The sequence below is a fragment of the Amycolatopsis pigmentata genome, from assembly GCF_042684065.1.
Taxonomy (GTDB): Bacteria; Actinomycetota; Actinomycetes; order Mycobacteriales; family Pseudonocardiaceae; genus Amycolatopsis_E; species Amycolatopsis_E pigmentata.
The window spans coordinates 371,054-389,342 of the sequence record NZ_JBHUKR010000004.1; the positions used below are offsets into that span (position 1 = coordinate 371,054).

The window sequence follows — 18,289 nt, forward strand, 5'->3', positions numbered from 1 at the left end:
GCCCACATCGACGACGTGTCGCGTTGTTCTGTACAAGCTTATCCGTGACTGCGTTGGCAGTGAGCCGCTCGCTGCCAACGCCCAGTAGCAAGCTTCCGCCACCACCGACATCCCCACGGCCGACCGAGGGTTGACCGTCAATATCACTGTGAGCTGCCGAACGGGAGGCGCTGAGCGTTGGGTAAGCGCGGACGCTGTCACACCTCGATCCCGGGGCCCCTTCTGTGTCACCCATTTGGCGGTGAAACGTCGCGTAACGTTACGTTCCGGATTTGCGACTCCACCGTAAGTGTGGGGATGCCAGCAGGGTCGCCGCCGCCCGCCGCCGTGGGTGCTCGCCCGTACCCGCTGGTGGATACCATCGCGCCGGAACACTGAACAAGAGCGTTGAGGAAGGGGGCCGCCGTGCCGAGCGGTGGAAAACCGGCGCCCAAACCCGCACCTCCGCCCAGGCCTCGGCTCCAGTGGAACCAGGAACAGACCTCGCCGTACCCCTGGGAGCAGGACGGGCTCGAGTTCGTGCGGCGGCTCATGCCCCCTGCCGAGCCCTACCGGTCGTGGGCGACCTTCTCTTTCACGGCAGCTTCTGGCCGGATCAACGAGTGTGACCTCTTGATCGCCGTGCCCGGCGGGCTGTACCTGGTGGAGCTCAAGGGGCACCCCGGCCGTGTGATCAACCGCAGTGACACCTGGCAGTTCTTCCCGCCGGAGAGCAGGCGCATTCTCACCCTGCGCAATCCGCTGCACCCGACCGAGATGAAGTGCCGGGACCTGAAGACCCGCCTGGAGTGGGCCGCCAAGCAGTTGCATATCTCCAAGCGGATCCCGCGCATCGAGTCGGCGGTGTTCCTGTCCGCGCCGGGGTTGCGGTCGGAGTTGGACGAGGTCCAGCGGGTCAAGGTCTACGGCCGCGACAACGAGTCCGACGGACTGGGCTGGATCTGGCGCGATCTGCTGGCCAAACCCCCACACAGCGAGCATCAACGGATCACCGCCGAGTTCTCTCGCGAAGTGTTACCCAGGCTGCTGGAGGCCATCGGCATCCGCGCCTCCACGGCCCACCTGCGGTTCGGCGACGAGTGGACGCTCAGCCGCGACCCCCTGGAAGTGGGTCCCACCTGGGAAGACCGGCTGGCCAAGCAGCATGGTTTGGTCGAGGAGGAGGGCCGCGTCCGGATCTACCTCACCGAGCAGCAGGCGAGCGACGAACGTCGTCAGTCGATCGAACGGGCCGCCCGCCGCGAATACCAGGTGTTACAAGGCATCACGCATCGCGGCATCGCGCAGGCCGTGCAGATCCGGGAGCACCAGGGCGGGCCGGCGATCCTTTTCCGCCACCGCGAGACCGATCTGCGCCTTGACTCCTACCTGGCGGTGCACGGCGACCGGCTGAGCACCGAGACGAGGCTGGACATGGTGCGCCAGCTCGCCGAAGCGGTGCAGTACGCCCACCACCGGTCTCTCTACCATCGCGCCCTCTCCGCGCGCTCGGTCTACGTCTCGGCGAAGGAGGACGGGTCCCGGCCGGTCCTGCGGATCATCGACTGGCAGGCCGCGGCCCGGGATTTCGACACCACCGGCATGTCGTCGGTCGGCAAGAGCTCGCTGTCCGGCGAGCATCTGGCCAGCGCCTCCGAGGTCTACCTGGCACCGGAGTTCGACGCCTTCGCCGACCCGGTGGACCTGGACATCTTCGGCCTCGGCGCGCTCGCCTACCTGATCATGACCGGGCAGCCGCCCGCCACTCAGCGCAGTGGCCTCATCGAGCGCCTGGCCGAAAGCCAGGGCCTGCACCCCTACGCGGTGTCCGACGGCGTTTCCGACTCACTCGACGCCCTCGTCTTCGACGCCACCCGCAATGACGTGGGGCTGCGACTCGACTCGGTCGACACATTCCTCAAGCGACTGGACGAGGTCGAACGCGAGTCGCTTCCGGAGAGCAGCGTCGAGCACGTGGACCTGCTGACCGCATCAGCGGGACAGGCCGTCGACGGCGACTGGGTGGTGGAGCGGGTACTGGGCACCGGCGCCACCGCGCGGGCGCTTCTGGTCTTCCGGACCTGGGAGGACGAGGACGGCGAGCAGCACACGGAACGCCGTGTCTTCAAGGTCGCCCTGGACGAGGCGAAGGCCGAACGGCTGCGTGCCGAGGCCGAAGCGTTGAAGATCGTCGGTGGCGGGGTGATCGTCAAGCTGCTGGACGGCCCGCGGCAGGTGGGCGGTCGGACGGTGCTTGATCTGGAGTTCGCGGGTGGTGCCGACCCGAACGGTCAGACGCTCGGCGAACTCCTGCGCGCCGACGGCAAGCTGAACTACGACCGCCTTGCCCGGTACGGCGGCGATCTGTTCACGGCCTTGGACGAGCTCGCGGGCAAAGGGGTCCGCCACCGAGACCTGAAGCCGGACAACTTCGGCGTTTACCGTCGCGCGGATCGATCGAAACAGCTGATGCTGTTCGATTTCTCGCTCGCTGATGCCTCCGAGCGGGACGTCACGGCGGGCACCCGGGGCTATCTCGACCCGTTCCTCGACACGCCGCGCCGGCCGGTGTACGACGATCACGCCGAACGCTACGCCGCCGCGGTGACCCTGCACGAGATGGCTTCGAACCAGCGTCCCGTCTGGGGCGACGGCATGACCGATCCCCGCACCACGGCCGACGAGGCGCCGACGGTCGCGGCCGATCTGTTCGAGCCGTCCCTGCGGGACGGGCTCACCGCGTTCTTCTTGCGTGCATTTCACCGTGAGGTGGATCGCCGGTTCGACACCTTCCGGCAGATGGAGGACGCCTGGCGTGCGATCTTCCTCTCCGCCGAAACGGCCCGGCCGATCAGCACCCCCGACACGCTGGGACTCGAAGAGTCCACTGTGGAGGAAGCGAGAGATGCGGCAGCGGCAGCGGCGAAGCTGGACACCACGCTGGACATCGCCGGGCTGAGCCCCAACGCCGTTTCGGTGGCCAACAGCTTCGGCGCCACCACCGTCGGCGAACTGCTGGAGGTGCCGTTGCACCGCATCGCCAAGGCCCGGGGCGCGGGCATGGTGGTGCGCAAGGAACTCAACCGCAGGCACAAGCAGTGGACGAAGGCCCTGCGGCAACCCACCACGCAGGCGGCGCCGGCAGGTCTGCCCGCTGAGGCAACGGCCACGGTGGACGATCTGGCCGCGCTGCTGGAGCCGAAGGGCGCGCGGAAGGGGTCGAGCAAGGCCGACGTCATCCGGCTCATGCTCGGTCTGCAGTCCGCATCTGGCACGGTTCGCGCGTGGCCGACACAAGCCGAGGTGGCCGCGGAACTGAAGATCACCCAGGCCTCGGTGTCGCGGCATCTGCGCGCGGCGGCCAAGGACTGGGCGGCGGAGCCGCGCATCGCCGACCTGAGCGACGAACTGGTGGCGATCCTGTCCGGCGCGGGACGGGTGATGGCCGCGCAGGAACTGGCCGCCGAAGTCCGCGCGCGGCACGGTGTGTTGACGGACGATTCGCCGGAGCGGACGGCGGCGCGCGCCCTGGCGGTCGTGCGGGCGGCGGTCGAGGCCGAGATGTTTTCTGGTCTCAACGGCGGTGAGGATCAGGAGCCCCGGCTGACCGTGCTGCGCCGCGGCTCGCGCGTGCTGATCGCGCTGGAGTCGCTGGCGGGTTCCGATGATCCCAGCGCGGTGGAGTTGGTCGACTATGCGCTGGCGTTGGGCGTGCGAGCGGATCAGCTGGTGGCGATGGAACCGTTGCCCGGCCGGGGTGTGGTGGTCCGTGAACTGCGGGCGGTGAAGCCGCCGGTGGGGTTGCCGTCGCAGGCGGACACGCGGCTCGTCGAACTGGCTGCCGTGATGTCGGAACGCGCGGCGGCTTCGCCGAGGCTGGAGCTGTATCCGCGTGATCTGGACCTGGTGCGTGCTCTGCGGATCTCGCAGGCGGCGGCCGGGGTGCGCCGTCATCCCGGCATCACCTTCGAGGATCTGCTGGCGAAGGTGCGCGCCCGGTTCCCGGCACTGGTGCTTCCCGAACGGCTCACCCACCTACTGTTCGAAGATGCCTTGCGGGCCGCGGGTTTCCCCTTGGAGTACGACACGGCCGCGAAACGGTTCCGGCCTCCGGAGCCTGAGCGGTCGACGATGCCTGTCTCGTCGAGCACTTCGCTGAGCGGGCAAGGCCTGCCGAAAACCGCGGGATTCGATCCGCGGGATGTGGTGTCGGGCAAACTGGGCAGGGCGGTGGAACGCGGTGGCTTCCTGGCCTTGACCCTGCGTGGCACCAATCTGCCCGGCGCGGCCGAAGCGCTCGCCGCCGCGTATCCCGTGCGGCCGGTCGATGTGGACGCCGAATTTCTCACCGCTTTCCGCGACTTGGTGCGGGAGCGGGGCCAGTCGTGGGAGAAGGTGCGGAAGCTCGACGCGCGGTTCAGCGAAACCGGCGAGCTGTCCCGGGGGCTGGCATCCTATGTGCGGAACACCTGGGAAGCGGTGCACCGTCGGCTCACCGGCCTGGGCACAGGTGAACAGGTGGTGTTGTTCCTGCACCACGCGAGCCTGCTCGCCCGCTATTTCGAGGCGGGCGGCCGGGAGTCGTTGACAGAACTGCAGAACGCGGCACGGCGCGCCGGTGATGCGCCGCACGGCCTGTGGCTGTTGTGCCCGGGCGAGTCACCCCGGGACACGCCGCAGTTGGACGGACGGATCGTCGAAGTGCTCGGGGACGCCGAGCGGGTGGTGCTGGGTAGGGAGTTCCTTCGGAGTCTCACCGAAGGTTCGGGGCAGGTGGCGTGAAAGGGAGCGGTATGGCGGCGCGCGGAATCGACTTGCCGGAGCTGGTCAAGGATCTTCGCAGGCAGGTCGGCGTGCTGGAGGACGATCTGCGGGCCCGAAGCGACGAAGTGCCCGAGCACGCGCGTGCGTTGCGGGCCGAGTACGACCAGGCCCGCGAGGCCAAGCGCACCGCCGCGACCTACGAGTCGTGGCGGGACGAGCGTGTCATGCAGGTCGCGGCCGCGTGGGTGCTGGGCACCGTGTTCGTCCGGTTCAGCGAGGACAACGGACTGATCCCTTCACCGTTCCTCGCCGGCCCCGGCGAGCATCTGGCCGAGGCGGAGGAACGGCACGAGGCCTACTTCCGCGAGCACCCCAACCACAACGACCGCGACTGGCTGGTAGCGGCCTTCACCGCGCTCGCCGAGTCGCACCCGACCGCCGCGGGCCTGTTCGACAAGCGGCACAACCCCTTGTGGGAGATCACGCCGTCCTTCGAAGCGGCGACGGCGTTGCTGCAGTTCTGGCGGCGACGGGACGGAGACGGCTCGATCCGGTACGACTTCACCGACGAGGACTGGGACACCCGGTTCCTGGGCGACCTCTACCAGGACCTCTCGGAGCACGCGCGCAAGACGTATGCGCTGTTGCAGACGCCTGAGTTCGTCGAGGAGTTCATTCTCGATCTGACGCTGGAGCCTGCGGTCGAGGAGTTCAGCCTGAAGGGCCTGCGCACCATCGACCCGGCCTGCGGCTCGGGACACTTCCTGCTGGGCATCTTCCGCCGCCTGCTGGCGAAGTGGCAGGCCTCGGAACCGGGCACGGACGTCTGGACGCTGATCCGGCGCTCCCTGGACTCGGTGCACGGCTGCGACAAGAACCCGTTCGCCGTGTCGATCGCCCGGTTCCGATTGCTGGTGGCGGTACTGAAGGCGGCCGGAGTGCAAAGGCTGGACCAGGCCACGGAATTCCCCATCAACGTCGCCGTCGGCGACTCGCTGATCCACGGTGAAGGCGCGCCCGGTATCCAGGAGGATCTTCTTGGTGGCGGCGAAGTGCACACCTACGCGACGGAAGACGTACGGGAGTTCCAGGATTCGTGTCATCTACTGAAGCGCGCGTCGTACCACGTGGTGGTCGGGAACCCGCCGTACATCACGGTGAAGGACAAGCGGGAGAACGAGATCTATCGCGAGGGCTACGACGCCTGCTCCGGGACTTACGCCCTGTCGGTACCGTTCGCGCAACGCATGTTCCAACTCGCCATCCGCAAGGACGGCAGCGAGCGGGATGCGGGGTTCGTCGGCCAGATCACCGCGAACTCGTTCATGAAGCGCGAGTTCGGCAAGAAGCTTATTGAGCAGTTCTTCCGGACGGTGCACCTGACCCACGTCATCGACACCTCGGGCGCCTATATTCCCGGACACGGTACTCCGACCGTGATTCTGGTGGGCCGGAACCACGTCCTGCGCAAGAATGATTCGGTACGTGCGGTTCTGGGCGTGCGCGGAGAGCCTTCGCAGCCGGAGGACGCAGCTCAGGGGCTCGTGTGGCGCGCGATCGCCAGCCAGGTCAGCAAGGCAGGTAGCGAGTCCGAGTGGATCTCGGCCGAAGATCTCGACCGAACCACTTTTGCACGTCATCCTTGGAGCCTCAGCGGTGGTGGCGCGGCACCGGTGGTGGCGCAGATCGAGTCGTTCGGACGGAAAGCCGAGTCCAGGATTGATAGCCCAATCGGGCGAGCCGTTCGAGCTGGAGCCGATGAGGCCTATATGCGGCCTGTGCGGTCTACACTGCGGACCGTTGCTGACCGCCGCGGAATCAAGCCCCTATTGATCGGTGAGGCCATCCGGGATTGGGGAGCGCAGGTCGAGGACGGGATTTGGTACCCATATAGTCCGTTCGTCGATCCGCTTGCATTCTCGAACGAACTTTGGGCGTGGCGAACCCTTCTTGCCTCGAGGCGCACTTTTCAAGGCGATATGGCCGCAGCTGGTCTTCAATGGTGGGACTACATGCAGCACACTGCTTCCGCATATCGCACACCACTATCGATAACATTTGCCTTTGTAGCAACACATAATCATTTCGCCCTAGATCGAGGCGGAAAGGTGTTCAACCGTTCTGCGCCGGTGATCAAGTTGCCGGAGGGGGCGAGCGAAGATGATCATTTGGCACTGCTGGGCGTACTCAACTCCTCCACAGCGTGCTTTTGGCTCAAGCAGGTGAGCCATAACAAGGGAAGGCCTGGCGCAGAACAAGCAGGTGCAGACGAACCCTGGGAGCACCGGTACGAGTTCACCGGGACCAAGCTGCAGGAATTTCCACTTCCCGCGAAGTCTCCTCTTGAATTGACCCAAAAGTTGGACACTCTCGCATTCGAACTTGCCGACAACGAGCCATCAATGACGTGCAATACCGTCGTACCGAACAGGGCGAATCTGGAAGCCGCGCGAGTGGAGCATGAGCGCATCCGTAGTTTAATGATCTCATTGCAAGAAGAGCTGGACTGGCATGTTTACCACTCGTACGGACTGCTAAACGACTCTGAACTGAGTCAGCTGACCCTACCGAATCTCAGTGATGCTCCTGGGATAAATTCGGGCGAGCGCGCGTTTGCTATTGTGCTCGCTCGCCAAATGGGGAGTGGGGAGACCACGACGACTTGGTTCAAACACCATAACCACAAGTTCGCCCCGATCACCGAGATCCCCGCGCATTGGCCGGATTGGTACCGCGAGATCGTTCAGGCTCGGATCGACATCATCGAGAAGCGCCGGGACATCGCGCTCATCGAGCGGCCCGAGTGCAAGCGCCGCTGGGCCACTCAGCCGTGGGAGAAGAAGGAAGCGGAGGCCCTGCGCACCTGGCTCCTCGACCGGTGCGAGCGTCGTGACCTGTGGTTCGGCATGCGCGATGGGTTCGAGCAGCCGCGCACCCTCACCGTGAACCAACTCGCCGACCAGTTCAGCGGCGACAGGGACATGCATTCCGTCGCGCAGCTCTACGCAAGGGACCACCTCGGCAAACCCGACCTCTCCCTTGCCCAGGTACTGGAGCGGATCATTGCCGACGAGCACGTTCCCTATCTCTCCGCCCTGCGCTACAAGGACACCGGGCTGCGCAAGCGCGCCCAGTGGGAGAGCGTGTGGGAGCAGCAGCGTGAGGAGGACCGCACCGGGAAGCGGCTCGACATTCCTGTGCCGCCCAAGTACACGTCCGCCGATTTCCGCAAGACGAGCTTCTGGTCCCATCGTGGCAAGCTGGACGTGCCCAAAGAACGGTTCGTCTCCTACCCGGACGCCAACCCCGATTCCGATCCGAGCCTTCTGCTCGGGTGGGCGGGCTGGGATCACCGGGACCAGGCCCAGGCGTTGGTCAACCTCGTCAATGACCGCACCAGCGAGGCTGGCTGGGGCACGGACAAAATCACCCCGCTACTCGCCGGGCTCGCCGAAGTGATGCCGTGGGTCAAGCAGTGGCACGGCGAGTTCGACGAGGAGTGGGGTGAAATACCGGCCGAGGGGTACCAGGCGTTCCTCGACGAGCAGCGCACCAGGCACCAGCTCACCGAGGATCACCTGAAGGCATGGCGGCCCGTCGCGACGGGCCGTGGGCGCAAGAAGAAGGATGGCCAGTGAGCGAGTTGTACCTGCGCGATGTCATCGACATTCCCGACTCGGTCCATGCGGGGAACTTCAAGGTCGAGCTGACCGGTGGCTTCGGCGAAACCGCCGCCCGGGTCAAGGAATACGTCGTCACCGACCAGTTGCGGCAGGCGTTCACCAAGGCCCTGTCCATCGTGCGGACCGCGTTGCGCGACCAGGACTCGCACGCCGCCTACCTGCACGGTTCCTTCGGTTCCGGTAAGAGCCACTTCCTCACGGTGCTCCACGCGGTGCTCAACGACGACCAGTCGGCCCGGGAGAAGCCGGGTCTGCGGGAGGTGATCGCCGAGCACGATGAATGGTTGCGCGGCAAAAAGTTCCTCATGGTGCCCTACCACCTGGTCGGGGCCGCCGACATCGACTCGGCCATCCTCGGTGGTTACGTCCGCACCGTCCGCGCCTTGCATCCCGGGCATCCGACGCCTCCGGTCTACCGGGCGGATTTCATGCTCGAGGACGCTAGGCGTCAGCGGGAATTCCTTCACGATGACACCAAGTTCGCCGAGTGGCTCGGCGAGACGACAACGTCCACAGAGGACGATGGCGACCTCGACGTCATCGAAGGCGCCAATGTCTCGGCGTGGACCACCACACAGCTCGACCGCGCCTTCTCCGCGCCGGCCGGTGACCCGATCCGCGACGCGCTGGTGTCGGCGTTGCTGTCTGGGCCCATGTCCTCCTACGTTCGCGGGGCCAGCGGAGACACGGAAGCGTTCATCCCGCTGGAGAACGGCCTCTCGGTCATCACCCGCCACGCCAAGGACCTCGGTTATGACGGGCTTATCCTCTTCCTGGACGAGCTGATCCTGTGGTTGCAGGCGCACATGTCCAACCAGCAGTTCGTCAACACCCAGGTGAGCAAGCTGGTCAAGCTCATCGAGTCCGGTGATGCCGACCGCGCCCTGCCCGTCGTGTCCTTCATCTCCCGGCAGCGAGATCTGTCCAAACTGGTCGGCGAGGACGTCACCGGCGCGGACGTGAAGAACCTCGAAGCGCAGGTGCAGTACCTCGCGGAACGCTTCGACACGGTCTCACTGGAGGACCGGAACCTTCCTGCCATCATCAAGGAACGCGTCCTCAAACCCAAGAGCCCCGAAGCCAGGGCGCAACTCGACGCGGCCTTCGCGGCCATCGAATCCAGCAAGGCCAGTGACCGGGAGGTCCTCCTCGACTCCGCGGGTGCCACCGGCGCAGACTGGCAGGACTTCCGCGAGGTCTACCCGCTCTCCCCTGCTCTGCTGAACGTGCTCGTCGCTCTGTCGGGTGCGCTGCAACGCGAACGCACCGGTCTCAAGCTGTTGCAGGAAATGCTGTGGCGCCGCCGGGACGACATGAAGCTCGGCGAACTCATCCCCCTCGGCGACCTGTGGGACGTGCTCGCCGACGGCACCGGCGAGGCGTTCACCGACCAGCTCCGGCGCGAGTCCGAAGCTGCACAGCGGTTCCATGCCAAGGTGCGGGCTCACCTGCTCGGGCGGTACGAACGCGAGAACAACCAGCAGTTCGTCGCCGTCGACCGGTTCGTCAAGACGCTGATTCTGGCCGCGCTGGCGCCGAACGTGCCCGCGCTCGCACGGCTCACCGGTGACCGCCTCGCCGCCCTCAACCTCGGTTCCATCCGGTCCCGTACCGTTTCGCCCGGTTCCATGGTGGTCGCGCGGCTGCGCGAACTGCAGGCAGAGTCCGGGGAACTGCGCTCGGAAGGCGAAGCCGACCCGGTTTTCGTGCTGCGACTATCCGATTTGGACGTCGAGCCGCTGCTGGAGATGGTCGGCGAGCAGGACAGCCTCGGCGCTCGGCGCATCTGGACCAAGAAGCAGTTGTGGAAGCAACTAGGCATCAGTGACACCGAGAACTTCGTGTGTGAGAAGGAGATCGTCTGGAAGGGCACCCGGCGCACCGCGGAGTTCGTCTTCGCCAACGTCCGGGACACGCACGATCTGGCGGACATGCAGTTCCGGCCCAGCGTCCCGGGGCGGATTCGGTTCATCCTGGATTATCCCTTCGACGAGGGAAACCACCCGCCGACTGACGACTCGGCGCGGGTGAACCGCATGCGCCGGGAGGGGTTCGAGGATGCCACTCTCGTGTGGTTGCCGCACTTCCTGTCCATCCAGAAGGCCGCGCAGCTCGGCCGTCTGCTGAAGATCGAGTACCTGCTCGAACGCGACCGGCTCACCGACTACGCGGCCACTATGTCCGAGGACAACCGCGTGAAGGCGCGGCACCAGTTGCAGGCACAGCGGGACAACCTCGAGTCCCAGCTTGTCGCCACTCTTCGCGGCCTCTACGGCATCGCTCAGCCCGACGAGTCCGCCCTCGGCGCCATGGTCGGTGAGGACGGGCACGTGCTGTCGCTCCAGCCCGGTCATCAGCCGCGCCTGGCTGGCGGCGCGGGTTTCGAATACAACGCGCTGACCTTGGCCGACAGCCTGTTCGCCGCGCTGTATCCGAAGCATCCTGACTTCGATCCGGCCCGGAATCGGAAGCCCGTCACGCTCGGCGAGGTCCGCACGGTGTACGGGTGGATCGCGAAGGCCATGGAGGACGGTCAGCGACGGGTCGTGGTTGACCGCAACCAGCTGGCTCTGGTCAAGCGGATCGTGCATCCGCTCGAACTCGGCGAGGTGTCGGACGGTCCGCTCGTCGTCTCCACCGAGTGGCGGCGTCGGATCGAACAGGCGGCCAGTCAGCACGGTGCGACCGGCGACCTTCGCGTCGAGGACATCCGCGACTGGATCGAGGAACTCGGTTACACCGGCCTGGACAAGCCGGTCCTCAATCTCATCATCGCGACCTACGCGCTGCTCGCGGACCGGGCGTGGCTGCTTCACGGCTCGCCGCTGCGCGAGGTGCCGGAACTCGACAAGATCGGCATGGGGCACGCGCTCCGCGCCCAGGAACTGCCCAGCGCGGAGGAGTTCTCGGCGGCGCGACGCCGGGCATCCGCCCTGTTCGGCGTCACCGTGCCCGATACGTTGTTCGCGCGGAACGTCAACCGCCTCGCCGATCAGGTGCGGGACCGGATCGACGCGCTGACCAGCGCGGTCAACAACGTCCGGCTGGCACTCCAACGGCACGGCGAGGACCTCGGCATCAGTCCCGACGCGCCTCGTGTGGTGAGCAGCAGAGCCGCCGAGGAGTTCATCGAACGGCTGTCCGGCACCCGCGACGCCACGGCTCTCGTGCGAGTGCTGGCCGAAGCCGGTCCTGGCGTGGACGACCAGGTGCTCGGCGCGGCGATCTCCTCCGCCCCCGCGATGCTGGCCGCGCTGGAAAACGTGGAATGGTCCCTGGTTAAGTCCGTGCGGAACTTCGTGGGCCGGGGTGACGCGGTCGGCAACCGCGCGGAGAACCTGCTCGGCGAGGTGGCCGCGGTCGCGGCGGCCGACGAGTTCAGCCGAGCGCTGGCACCCGTCCTCAACGAGCTCGGCCAGCGGTTCCTCGCGCTGATCAACGAGGCGGTCAGTCATGCGGCCGGGTCGGCGGCACCGTCCACAGTGGAGCCCGCGTCGCCCGTGGAGACCAGCGCGAGCCAGATCAGCCTGACCGACAACGGCACTCCCCCGGTTCCCGGCGAGAAGGCCAATGACGAACCGAAACCTGTCCAGCCCAAGGTCTTTCCGGCCAGCGCGGTCGAGCGGGACCTGGCCGCGATCGTGGCCGAGATCCGGGACTACGCCCAGCACCATCCCCAGGTGCGGATCGAGGTCTCCTGGCGGGCGATCGAGGACCGGTCGTGAGCGTGCCGCCCGCACTCGACCGGAAGATCGTCGAAGCGTTGGTCCAGCAATGGCTGCCCCAGGCCAAAGAGCGACGCCTGCTACTGGCCTACGGCCGCTATACCGACGGCACCACCGAGTTCCCGGTGACCGTCGACGGGAACCGTCGCCGGGTGCATGTCACCGACCAGCATTCGGTGCTCGGCGTTGTCGAAGCCTGGGAGGAACATCGGCGGTCGCGCTCGGAGAACGAAATCCTCGTCGTCACCACGAGCGTGCGGGACGAGGACCTCGGCTGGGACGTGCTCGCCTACGCGATCGGGCGGTCGGTCCGGATGGCGGACCGGGTGCGGATCGTGGCGCAGCGGTTCGGCGCGGTCGACGTGGATCCCCGCATCAGGAACGAGAAGTGGCTGGTCGAAGCACTCTTGGCGGCGGAACCGGTGGAGGGATGGCCGCGCAGCGGTTCCGTGCTCACCCGTGACGCCGCGGTGCGTGCGCTCATCGGTGCACGGCTCGGCCGCACCGTCGTCGCGGAGGGGACGCTCGACGCGGGGGCATTGCTGGAATGGTCTCTCGACCCGGCGGGCCCGGTCCGGTTCGCCGAACTTCCGCCCGCCGAGCGCGAAGGGCTGACCGACTGGCTCGTGGGCACCTCCGGCCCGGTCGCCGCCGTGTTGATGCGCCTGGCCACCGAAAAACGGGCCGGCGACGCGATGCCGCTGGGGATCGTGGGCACCGCGGCCACCAGTGAAGCAGCGCCCTCCGACGCCGTGCTGGGCTTCGGGGCACTGATCGGGGGCGGAAACACCGCTGAACTGCGTGCATTCAGCAATGCCGTCGAGGGGTTGCTCGAACGGTGGGTGGCCGAGGCGGAAACCGGAGGCCGTCACGGGGAAGACGCACGGCTGAGAGTGCTTCGCGTCCTGAATCGTGCTGACGACCTGGCCGCGGAAGTCAAGCTCACCTCGGCGCTCGGAGAGAGTCGTTTTCTTCCCTCGGCGTACTCCTCTCGTCTCGGCAAGCTCGCCGCTGCCCTTGTGCCGGGCGACCCGGCTGCTGCCGGTGAGGCCGAGCGCGCACTGACCGAGTTGCGGGCGCACTGCTTCGCCCGGTTGGCGCCATCCCGGCAGCAGGCCGCCGAGATGGCGGTCCGCTTGCTGCGGTGGCTGGCCGTGCCGCAGGCTCCGGCGGGATCCGTTGCCGCGTTCATCCGGGACCACATGGCCACCGGGGCATGGGTCGACCGCGCACTGACCATCCTGTGGGAAGGCGACGCGGCGAACGACCCGGTCGTGGGACAGGCCTACCGGGCGGTGTGTGAGGCCGTACGGGCCCGGCGGGAAATGCTCGATGAAGCCTTCGCTGGGAAACTCGCCGCTTGGGCGCGGCACGCCTCTGCCACCGAATCGGCGGGTTGCGTCCTCATCGAGCAGGTATTGCGGGAATTCGCCCGCCCGATGGCCGCGGGCAAGCCGCCGTTGATCGTCGTGCTCGACGGAATGAGCGCGGCGATCGCCCTCGATTTCGCCGAGCAGGTCGCCAACCGGGGCTGGACCGAGGTCTCCCCCACTCCCGGCCGAGCCGGTGCGGTGGCCGTAATCCCCTCCGTCACCACAGCCAGCCGCGCGAGCCTGCTCAGTGGCGGCCTGACCACGGGCGATCAAGCAGGCGAGCGCGATGGTTTCATCAAGTTCTGGCGCAAGCACAACCGCGAGGCGGCGCTCTTCCATAAGGCCGATATCGCCGGTGGCGCCGGGCGCCGCCTGGCCGACGACCTGATGGCGGCGCTCGCGGAGGAACGCACCGTGGTCGGGGTGGTGCTCAACACCATCGACGACGCCCTGGACCACGGCAGTCCCGGCGATCGCACGAGCTGGTCGCTGGCGGACATCACCTACCTTCCGGAGTTGCTGGACGCCGCCCGCGGCTACGGCAGGCCGGTCCTGCTGGTGTCGGACCACGGGCACGTGCTGCATCGCACGGAAGACCCGCCGGCATCCAAACCAGGCACGGAGTCGGCGCGCTGGCGCACCGGAACGCCGGACAAGGGAGAAGTCGCGTTGTCGGGCCCCCGCGTGCTCTATGGCGGCGGCTCGATCGTGGCGGCGTGGCGGGAAGACCTCCGCTACACCCCCCGCAAGGCCGGCTACCACGGCGGTGCCTCGCTGGCAGAGATGACCGTGCCGGTGCTGATGTTCCTGCCTTCGGCGGACGACCTGCCGCAGGGTTGGCACGAGCTCTTCGGCCCCGACGTCACCCCCTCCTGGTGGGAGCCCCGGGCCAAGACAGCGCCTGCCGCGCCCCCGAGCCCGCAGCCGAAACCCAAAGCACGGAAGCAAAAACTGCCCGAGGACGCGGTGCCTCTGTTCCCGGTCGAGCAGGCAGCGGAACAGCGAGTGGAATCGCTGGGCTCACGCGTCGTGGCGACCGATGTGTACGCGGGTCAGCGGGCGTTCGTGCGCAAGGCGCCGGACAACGAGACGGTCGCCGCCGTCATCGACGCGCTCGCCCAGGCGGACGAGTCATTGCCGCTCAGCACGGTCGCCTCGGTCGCGGGCCGGGCCGGGCGACGCGCCGAATACTTCGTCGCGGTGCTCCAGCGTTTGCTCAATGTGGACGGTTATCCTGTGATTTCCCTGGTGGATGGTGATCGTCGGCTGAAACTGGAGAGGGAAATGCTGCGCCTGCAGTTCGGGGTGCGAGAGCCGTGACCGCAGCGGTGAGCGAGGCGCGCAGGCGCGAGGTGATCGACGCGCTGCGGCGCGGGACCGTGCCCCAGTCTGGTCTCGACCTGCTCGCCGTCGGGCTGGACAGGTTTGACACCGCGATGGACGAGGACCTGACCACGGTGGCGCGGGGTGGCGCCGCCTTCCACGCGATCCGTGGTGAATACGGTTCGGGTAAGACGTTCTTCGCCCGGTGGCTGGCGGAGCGGGCGAAACGACGTGGCCTGGCCACTTCGGAAATCCAGATTTCCGAAACCGAGACTCCGCTGCATCGCCTGGAAACCGTCTACCGTCGCCTGACCGAGCGGTTGTCCACCGCCACCCACCAGCCGAGCGCGTTGCGTGCCGTGGTCGATTCCTGGTTCTACACCTTGGAAGAGCAGGTACTGGAGACCGGCGAGGTCGACGAAGACGACGAGGACACCCTGGCCGTCGAAGTCGACAAGGTGCTGGAACACCGGCTCGCCGATGTCGCGCGCACCACGCCCGCGTTCGCCGCGGCCCTGCGCGGCTACCGGCAGGCTCGTGCCGAGGGGGACAACGCTACCGCGGAGGCGCTGATCGCCTGGCTCGGCGGGCAGAAGTCCGTGGCCGCCTCGGCTCGCCGATTCGCGGGGGTGCGCGGCGAACTGGACCACTTCGGGGCGCTGGGGTTCCTCCAAGGTTTGCTGACGGTGCTGCGGGACTGCGGGCATCCCGGTCTGTTACTCGTGCTGGACGAGACCGAGACGCTCCAGCGGGTGCGGGGCGATGTGCGGGAAAAGGGCCTCAACGCGCTGCGACAACTGCTCGACGAGATCGACGCCGGCCGGTTTCCAGGCCTTTTCCTGCTGATGACCGGGACTCCGGCGTTCTTCGACGGCAGGCAGGGCGTGCAGCGCCTGCCCCCGCTCGCCCAGCGGCTGGCCACCGACTTCACCACCGACGCGCGGTTCGATTCACCCCGCGCCGTGCAGCTCCGCCTGCCCGGTTTCGATCTGGAGCGCCTCGGCGAACTGGGCCGCAAGGTCTGTGATCTGTACCAGGGGGTGGCTCATCACCCCGAACGGGTTGCAACGGTCGTCGACGACACCTATCTGGCCGAATTGGCCTCGGCACTGACCGGCCAGCTCGGCGGCCAGGTCGGCATCGCGCCACGGATCTTCCTGCGCAAACTGGTCGCCGACGTCCTGGACCGCGCGGACGAGTTTCCCGACTTCGATCCGCGCCAGCACTACGCCCTCACCCTGAAACCGACCGAACTGACCGAGATCGAGCGCAACGCGGTCACCGGTGCCGGCGACATCGATCTGGACCTGCCGTGACGGAGACCCTCAGCCGGTTGCATCCGGCGCTGGTCCACCACATCGTCAACACCCTCGGCTGGCGGTCCCTACGCCCACTCCAGGAACAAGCCGTCGAACCCGTGCTCGGTGGACAGGACGCGCTACTGCTGGCACCCACCGCCGGTGGCAAGACGGAGGCCGCGTGCTTTCCCTTGCTCACCGCGATGGAGGAACAGCGGTGGGACGGTCTGTCGGTGCTCTACGTCTGCCCGCTCAAGGCGCTGCTCAACAACCTGCTGCCCCGCCTGGAGAACTACGCCGGCTGGTTGGGTCGCCGGGTGGCGATCTGGCACGGGGACGTCACTCCATCCGCCCGGCAACGAATTCTGCGTGACCCGCCGGACATCCTCCTCACCACACCGGAATCGCTGGAAGCGATGCTCGTCAGCACGAAGGTCGAACACCCGGCGCTCTTCGCCGGCCTGCGTGCGATCGTCGTCGACGAGGTCCACGCCTTCGCCGGGGACGACCGGGGATGGCATCTGCTGGCAGTGCTGGAGCGGCTCACCAACGTCACGGGCCGGGCCATCCAGCGCATCGGGCTCTCCGCGACCGTGGGCAACCCGGCCGAGTTGCTCGGCTGGTTGCAGGGCGCGGGCCGGGACGCGCGGCCCAGCTCCGTCGTCGCACCTCTCGCCCCCTCCACCGTGTCCCAGGGCGACATCGAACTCGACTACGTCGGATCGGTGGAAAACGCCGCCGTCGTGATCTCAAAGCTGCACCAAGGCGAAAAACGGCTCGTCTTCTGCGATTCTCGCAAGCTGGTCGAAGAGCTGGGCGCGGCGCTCCGGGCGCATGGGGTCACCACGTTCCTCTCGCATGCATCACTTTCGCTCGACGAGCGCCGCGAAGCCGAGCAGGCGTTCGCCGAGGCCCGCGACTGCGTCATCGTCTCGACGTCCACCTTGGAATTGGGCATCGACGTTGGCGACCTGGACCGGGTCATCCAGATCAACGCCCCGGCAACCGTTGCTTCCTTCCTTCAGCGACTCGGCCGCACCGGCCGCCGTCCCGGCAGCACCCGCAACTGCCTGTTCCTGGCCATCGGTGAGGACGACCTGCTCTGGGCCGCGGCGCTCCTCCTACTCTGGGGACGGGGCTTCGTCGAGCCAGTCACCGCACCGCCCGAGCCCCGCCACATCGTCGCGCAACAGATCCTCGCCCTGTGTCTGCAAGAACACCGCGTCGGCGACGCGCTGTGGCCGCAGGCATGGAACGGCCTCGCCCCCTTCGACCGCAGCGCCGAACCCGTCGTACGCCACCTCATCGAGTGTGGCTTCGTGGAACGCGACGGGCCCATGCTCTTCATCGGCCCGGAAGCCGAACGCCGCTTCGGACACCGCCACTTCATGGACATGACCGCGGTATTCACCGCCCCACCCCAGTTCACCGTGCTGGAAGGACGTCGGGAAATCGGCCGAACCGACCCAGCGTTGCTCACCGAACGGGTCGACGGTCCGCGCCTGCTCCTGCTCGGCGGTCGAAGCTGGAAAGTGACCTGGATCGACTGGAAACGCCGCCGCTGCTTCGTCGAAGCGGCCAAGGACGGTGGCCGGGCTCGATGGCTGACACCCGGCATCGGGGGCGCCAGCTTCAACCTGTCGCGCGCCGCCCGTGACGTGCTACTCGGCGAAGACCCGCCGGTCGACCTGACCCATCGGGCTCAACGGGTCCTGGCGGAACTCCGCGAGGACCGGTCCCGGGCCGCGCACCCCGGCGGTCTGGTGATCACGACGCAGGGCATGGACGTCCGCTGGTGGACCTGGGCGGGTTTCCGCGCGAACGCCACCCTCACCGCGACGCTCTCCGGCCTCACCGACGAGAAGCAGAGCTTCACCGACTCGTCCATTCGCCTGCGTGGCGACCTCACGCGCGAAATGTGGCGGTCCGGCACGGCGGACGCCATCGAGCGACTCTGCCTCCCCGACGTCGACGAACGCGCACTCGCCGGCCTCAAGTTCAACGAGGCCCTGCCGGAAAGGCTCGCTGTTGCCACGCTGGCAGCACGGCTGGCGAACCTCGATGCCGCCGCCAAAGTGATCAAGGAACCGACTCGATTCCTGGTCTCGGACGGGTGAACCGCGCCCCTGAGGCCGATACAACGT

The 18,289-nt window shown here is 67.3% G+C and carries 6 protein-coding genes; all 6 read left to right on the plus strand.

Translation table 11 applies throughout. From position 1 onward, the window contains the following. Nucleotides 1–405: 405 nt before the first annotated feature. Genes pglW through ACFSXZ_RS03570 form a run of 6 tightly spaced genes read left to right on the plus strand, consistent with a single transcriptional unit; the run spans nucleotide 406 to nucleotide 18,262 of the window. Nucleotides 406–4,761, plus strand: coding sequence for a BREX system serine/threonine kinase PglW (gene pglW, locus ACFSXZ_RS03545; protein WP_378261154.1), 4,356 nt, complete (start codon nucleotides 406–408; stop codon nucleotides 4,759–4,761). Between the two features lie 11 nt (nucleotides 4,762–4,772). Further along, nucleotides 4,773–8,381: a BREX-2 system adenine-specific DNA-methyltransferase PglX gene (pglX, locus tag ACFSXZ_RS03550; protein WP_378261156.1), complete on the plus strand. Its 3,609-nt coding sequence runs from the start codon at nucleotides 4,773–4,775 to the stop codon at nucleotides 8,379–8,381. After that, nucleotides 8,330–12,151 (plus strand): PglY protein, encoded by a 3,822-nt coding sequence (locus ACFSXZ_RS03555; RefSeq protein WP_449224266.1) that lies wholly within the window; start codon nucleotides 8,330–8,332, stop codon nucleotides 12,149–12,151. Before pglX ends, ACFSXZ_RS03555 begins: the two co-directional genes overlap by 52 nt. Beyond that, nucleotides 12,148–14,844, plus strand: coding sequence for a BREX-2 system phosphatase PglZ (pglZ, locus tag ACFSXZ_RS03560; protein ID WP_378261160.1), 2,697 nt, complete (start codon nucleotides 12,148–12,150; stop codon nucleotides 14,842–14,844). The genes ACFSXZ_RS03555 and pglZ overlap by 4 nt, the downstream gene beginning before the upstream one ends. After that, nucleotides 14,841–16,163, plus strand: coding sequence for a BREX system ATP-binding protein BrxD (gene brxD / locus ACFSXZ_RS03565; protein WP_378261162.1), 1,323 nt, complete (start codon nucleotides 14,841–14,843; stop codon nucleotides 16,161–16,163). The genes pglZ and brxD overlap by 4 nt, the downstream gene beginning before the upstream one ends. Further along, nucleotides 16,160–18,262: a DEAD/DEAH box helicase gene (locus ACFSXZ_RS03570; RefSeq protein ID WP_378261164.1), complete on the plus strand. Its 2,103-nt coding sequence runs from the start codon at nucleotides 16,160–16,162 to the stop codon at nucleotides 18,260–18,262. Before brxD ends, ACFSXZ_RS03570 begins: the two co-directional genes overlap by 4 nt. The last annotated feature ends 27 nt before the right edge of the window (nucleotides 18,263–18,289 follow it).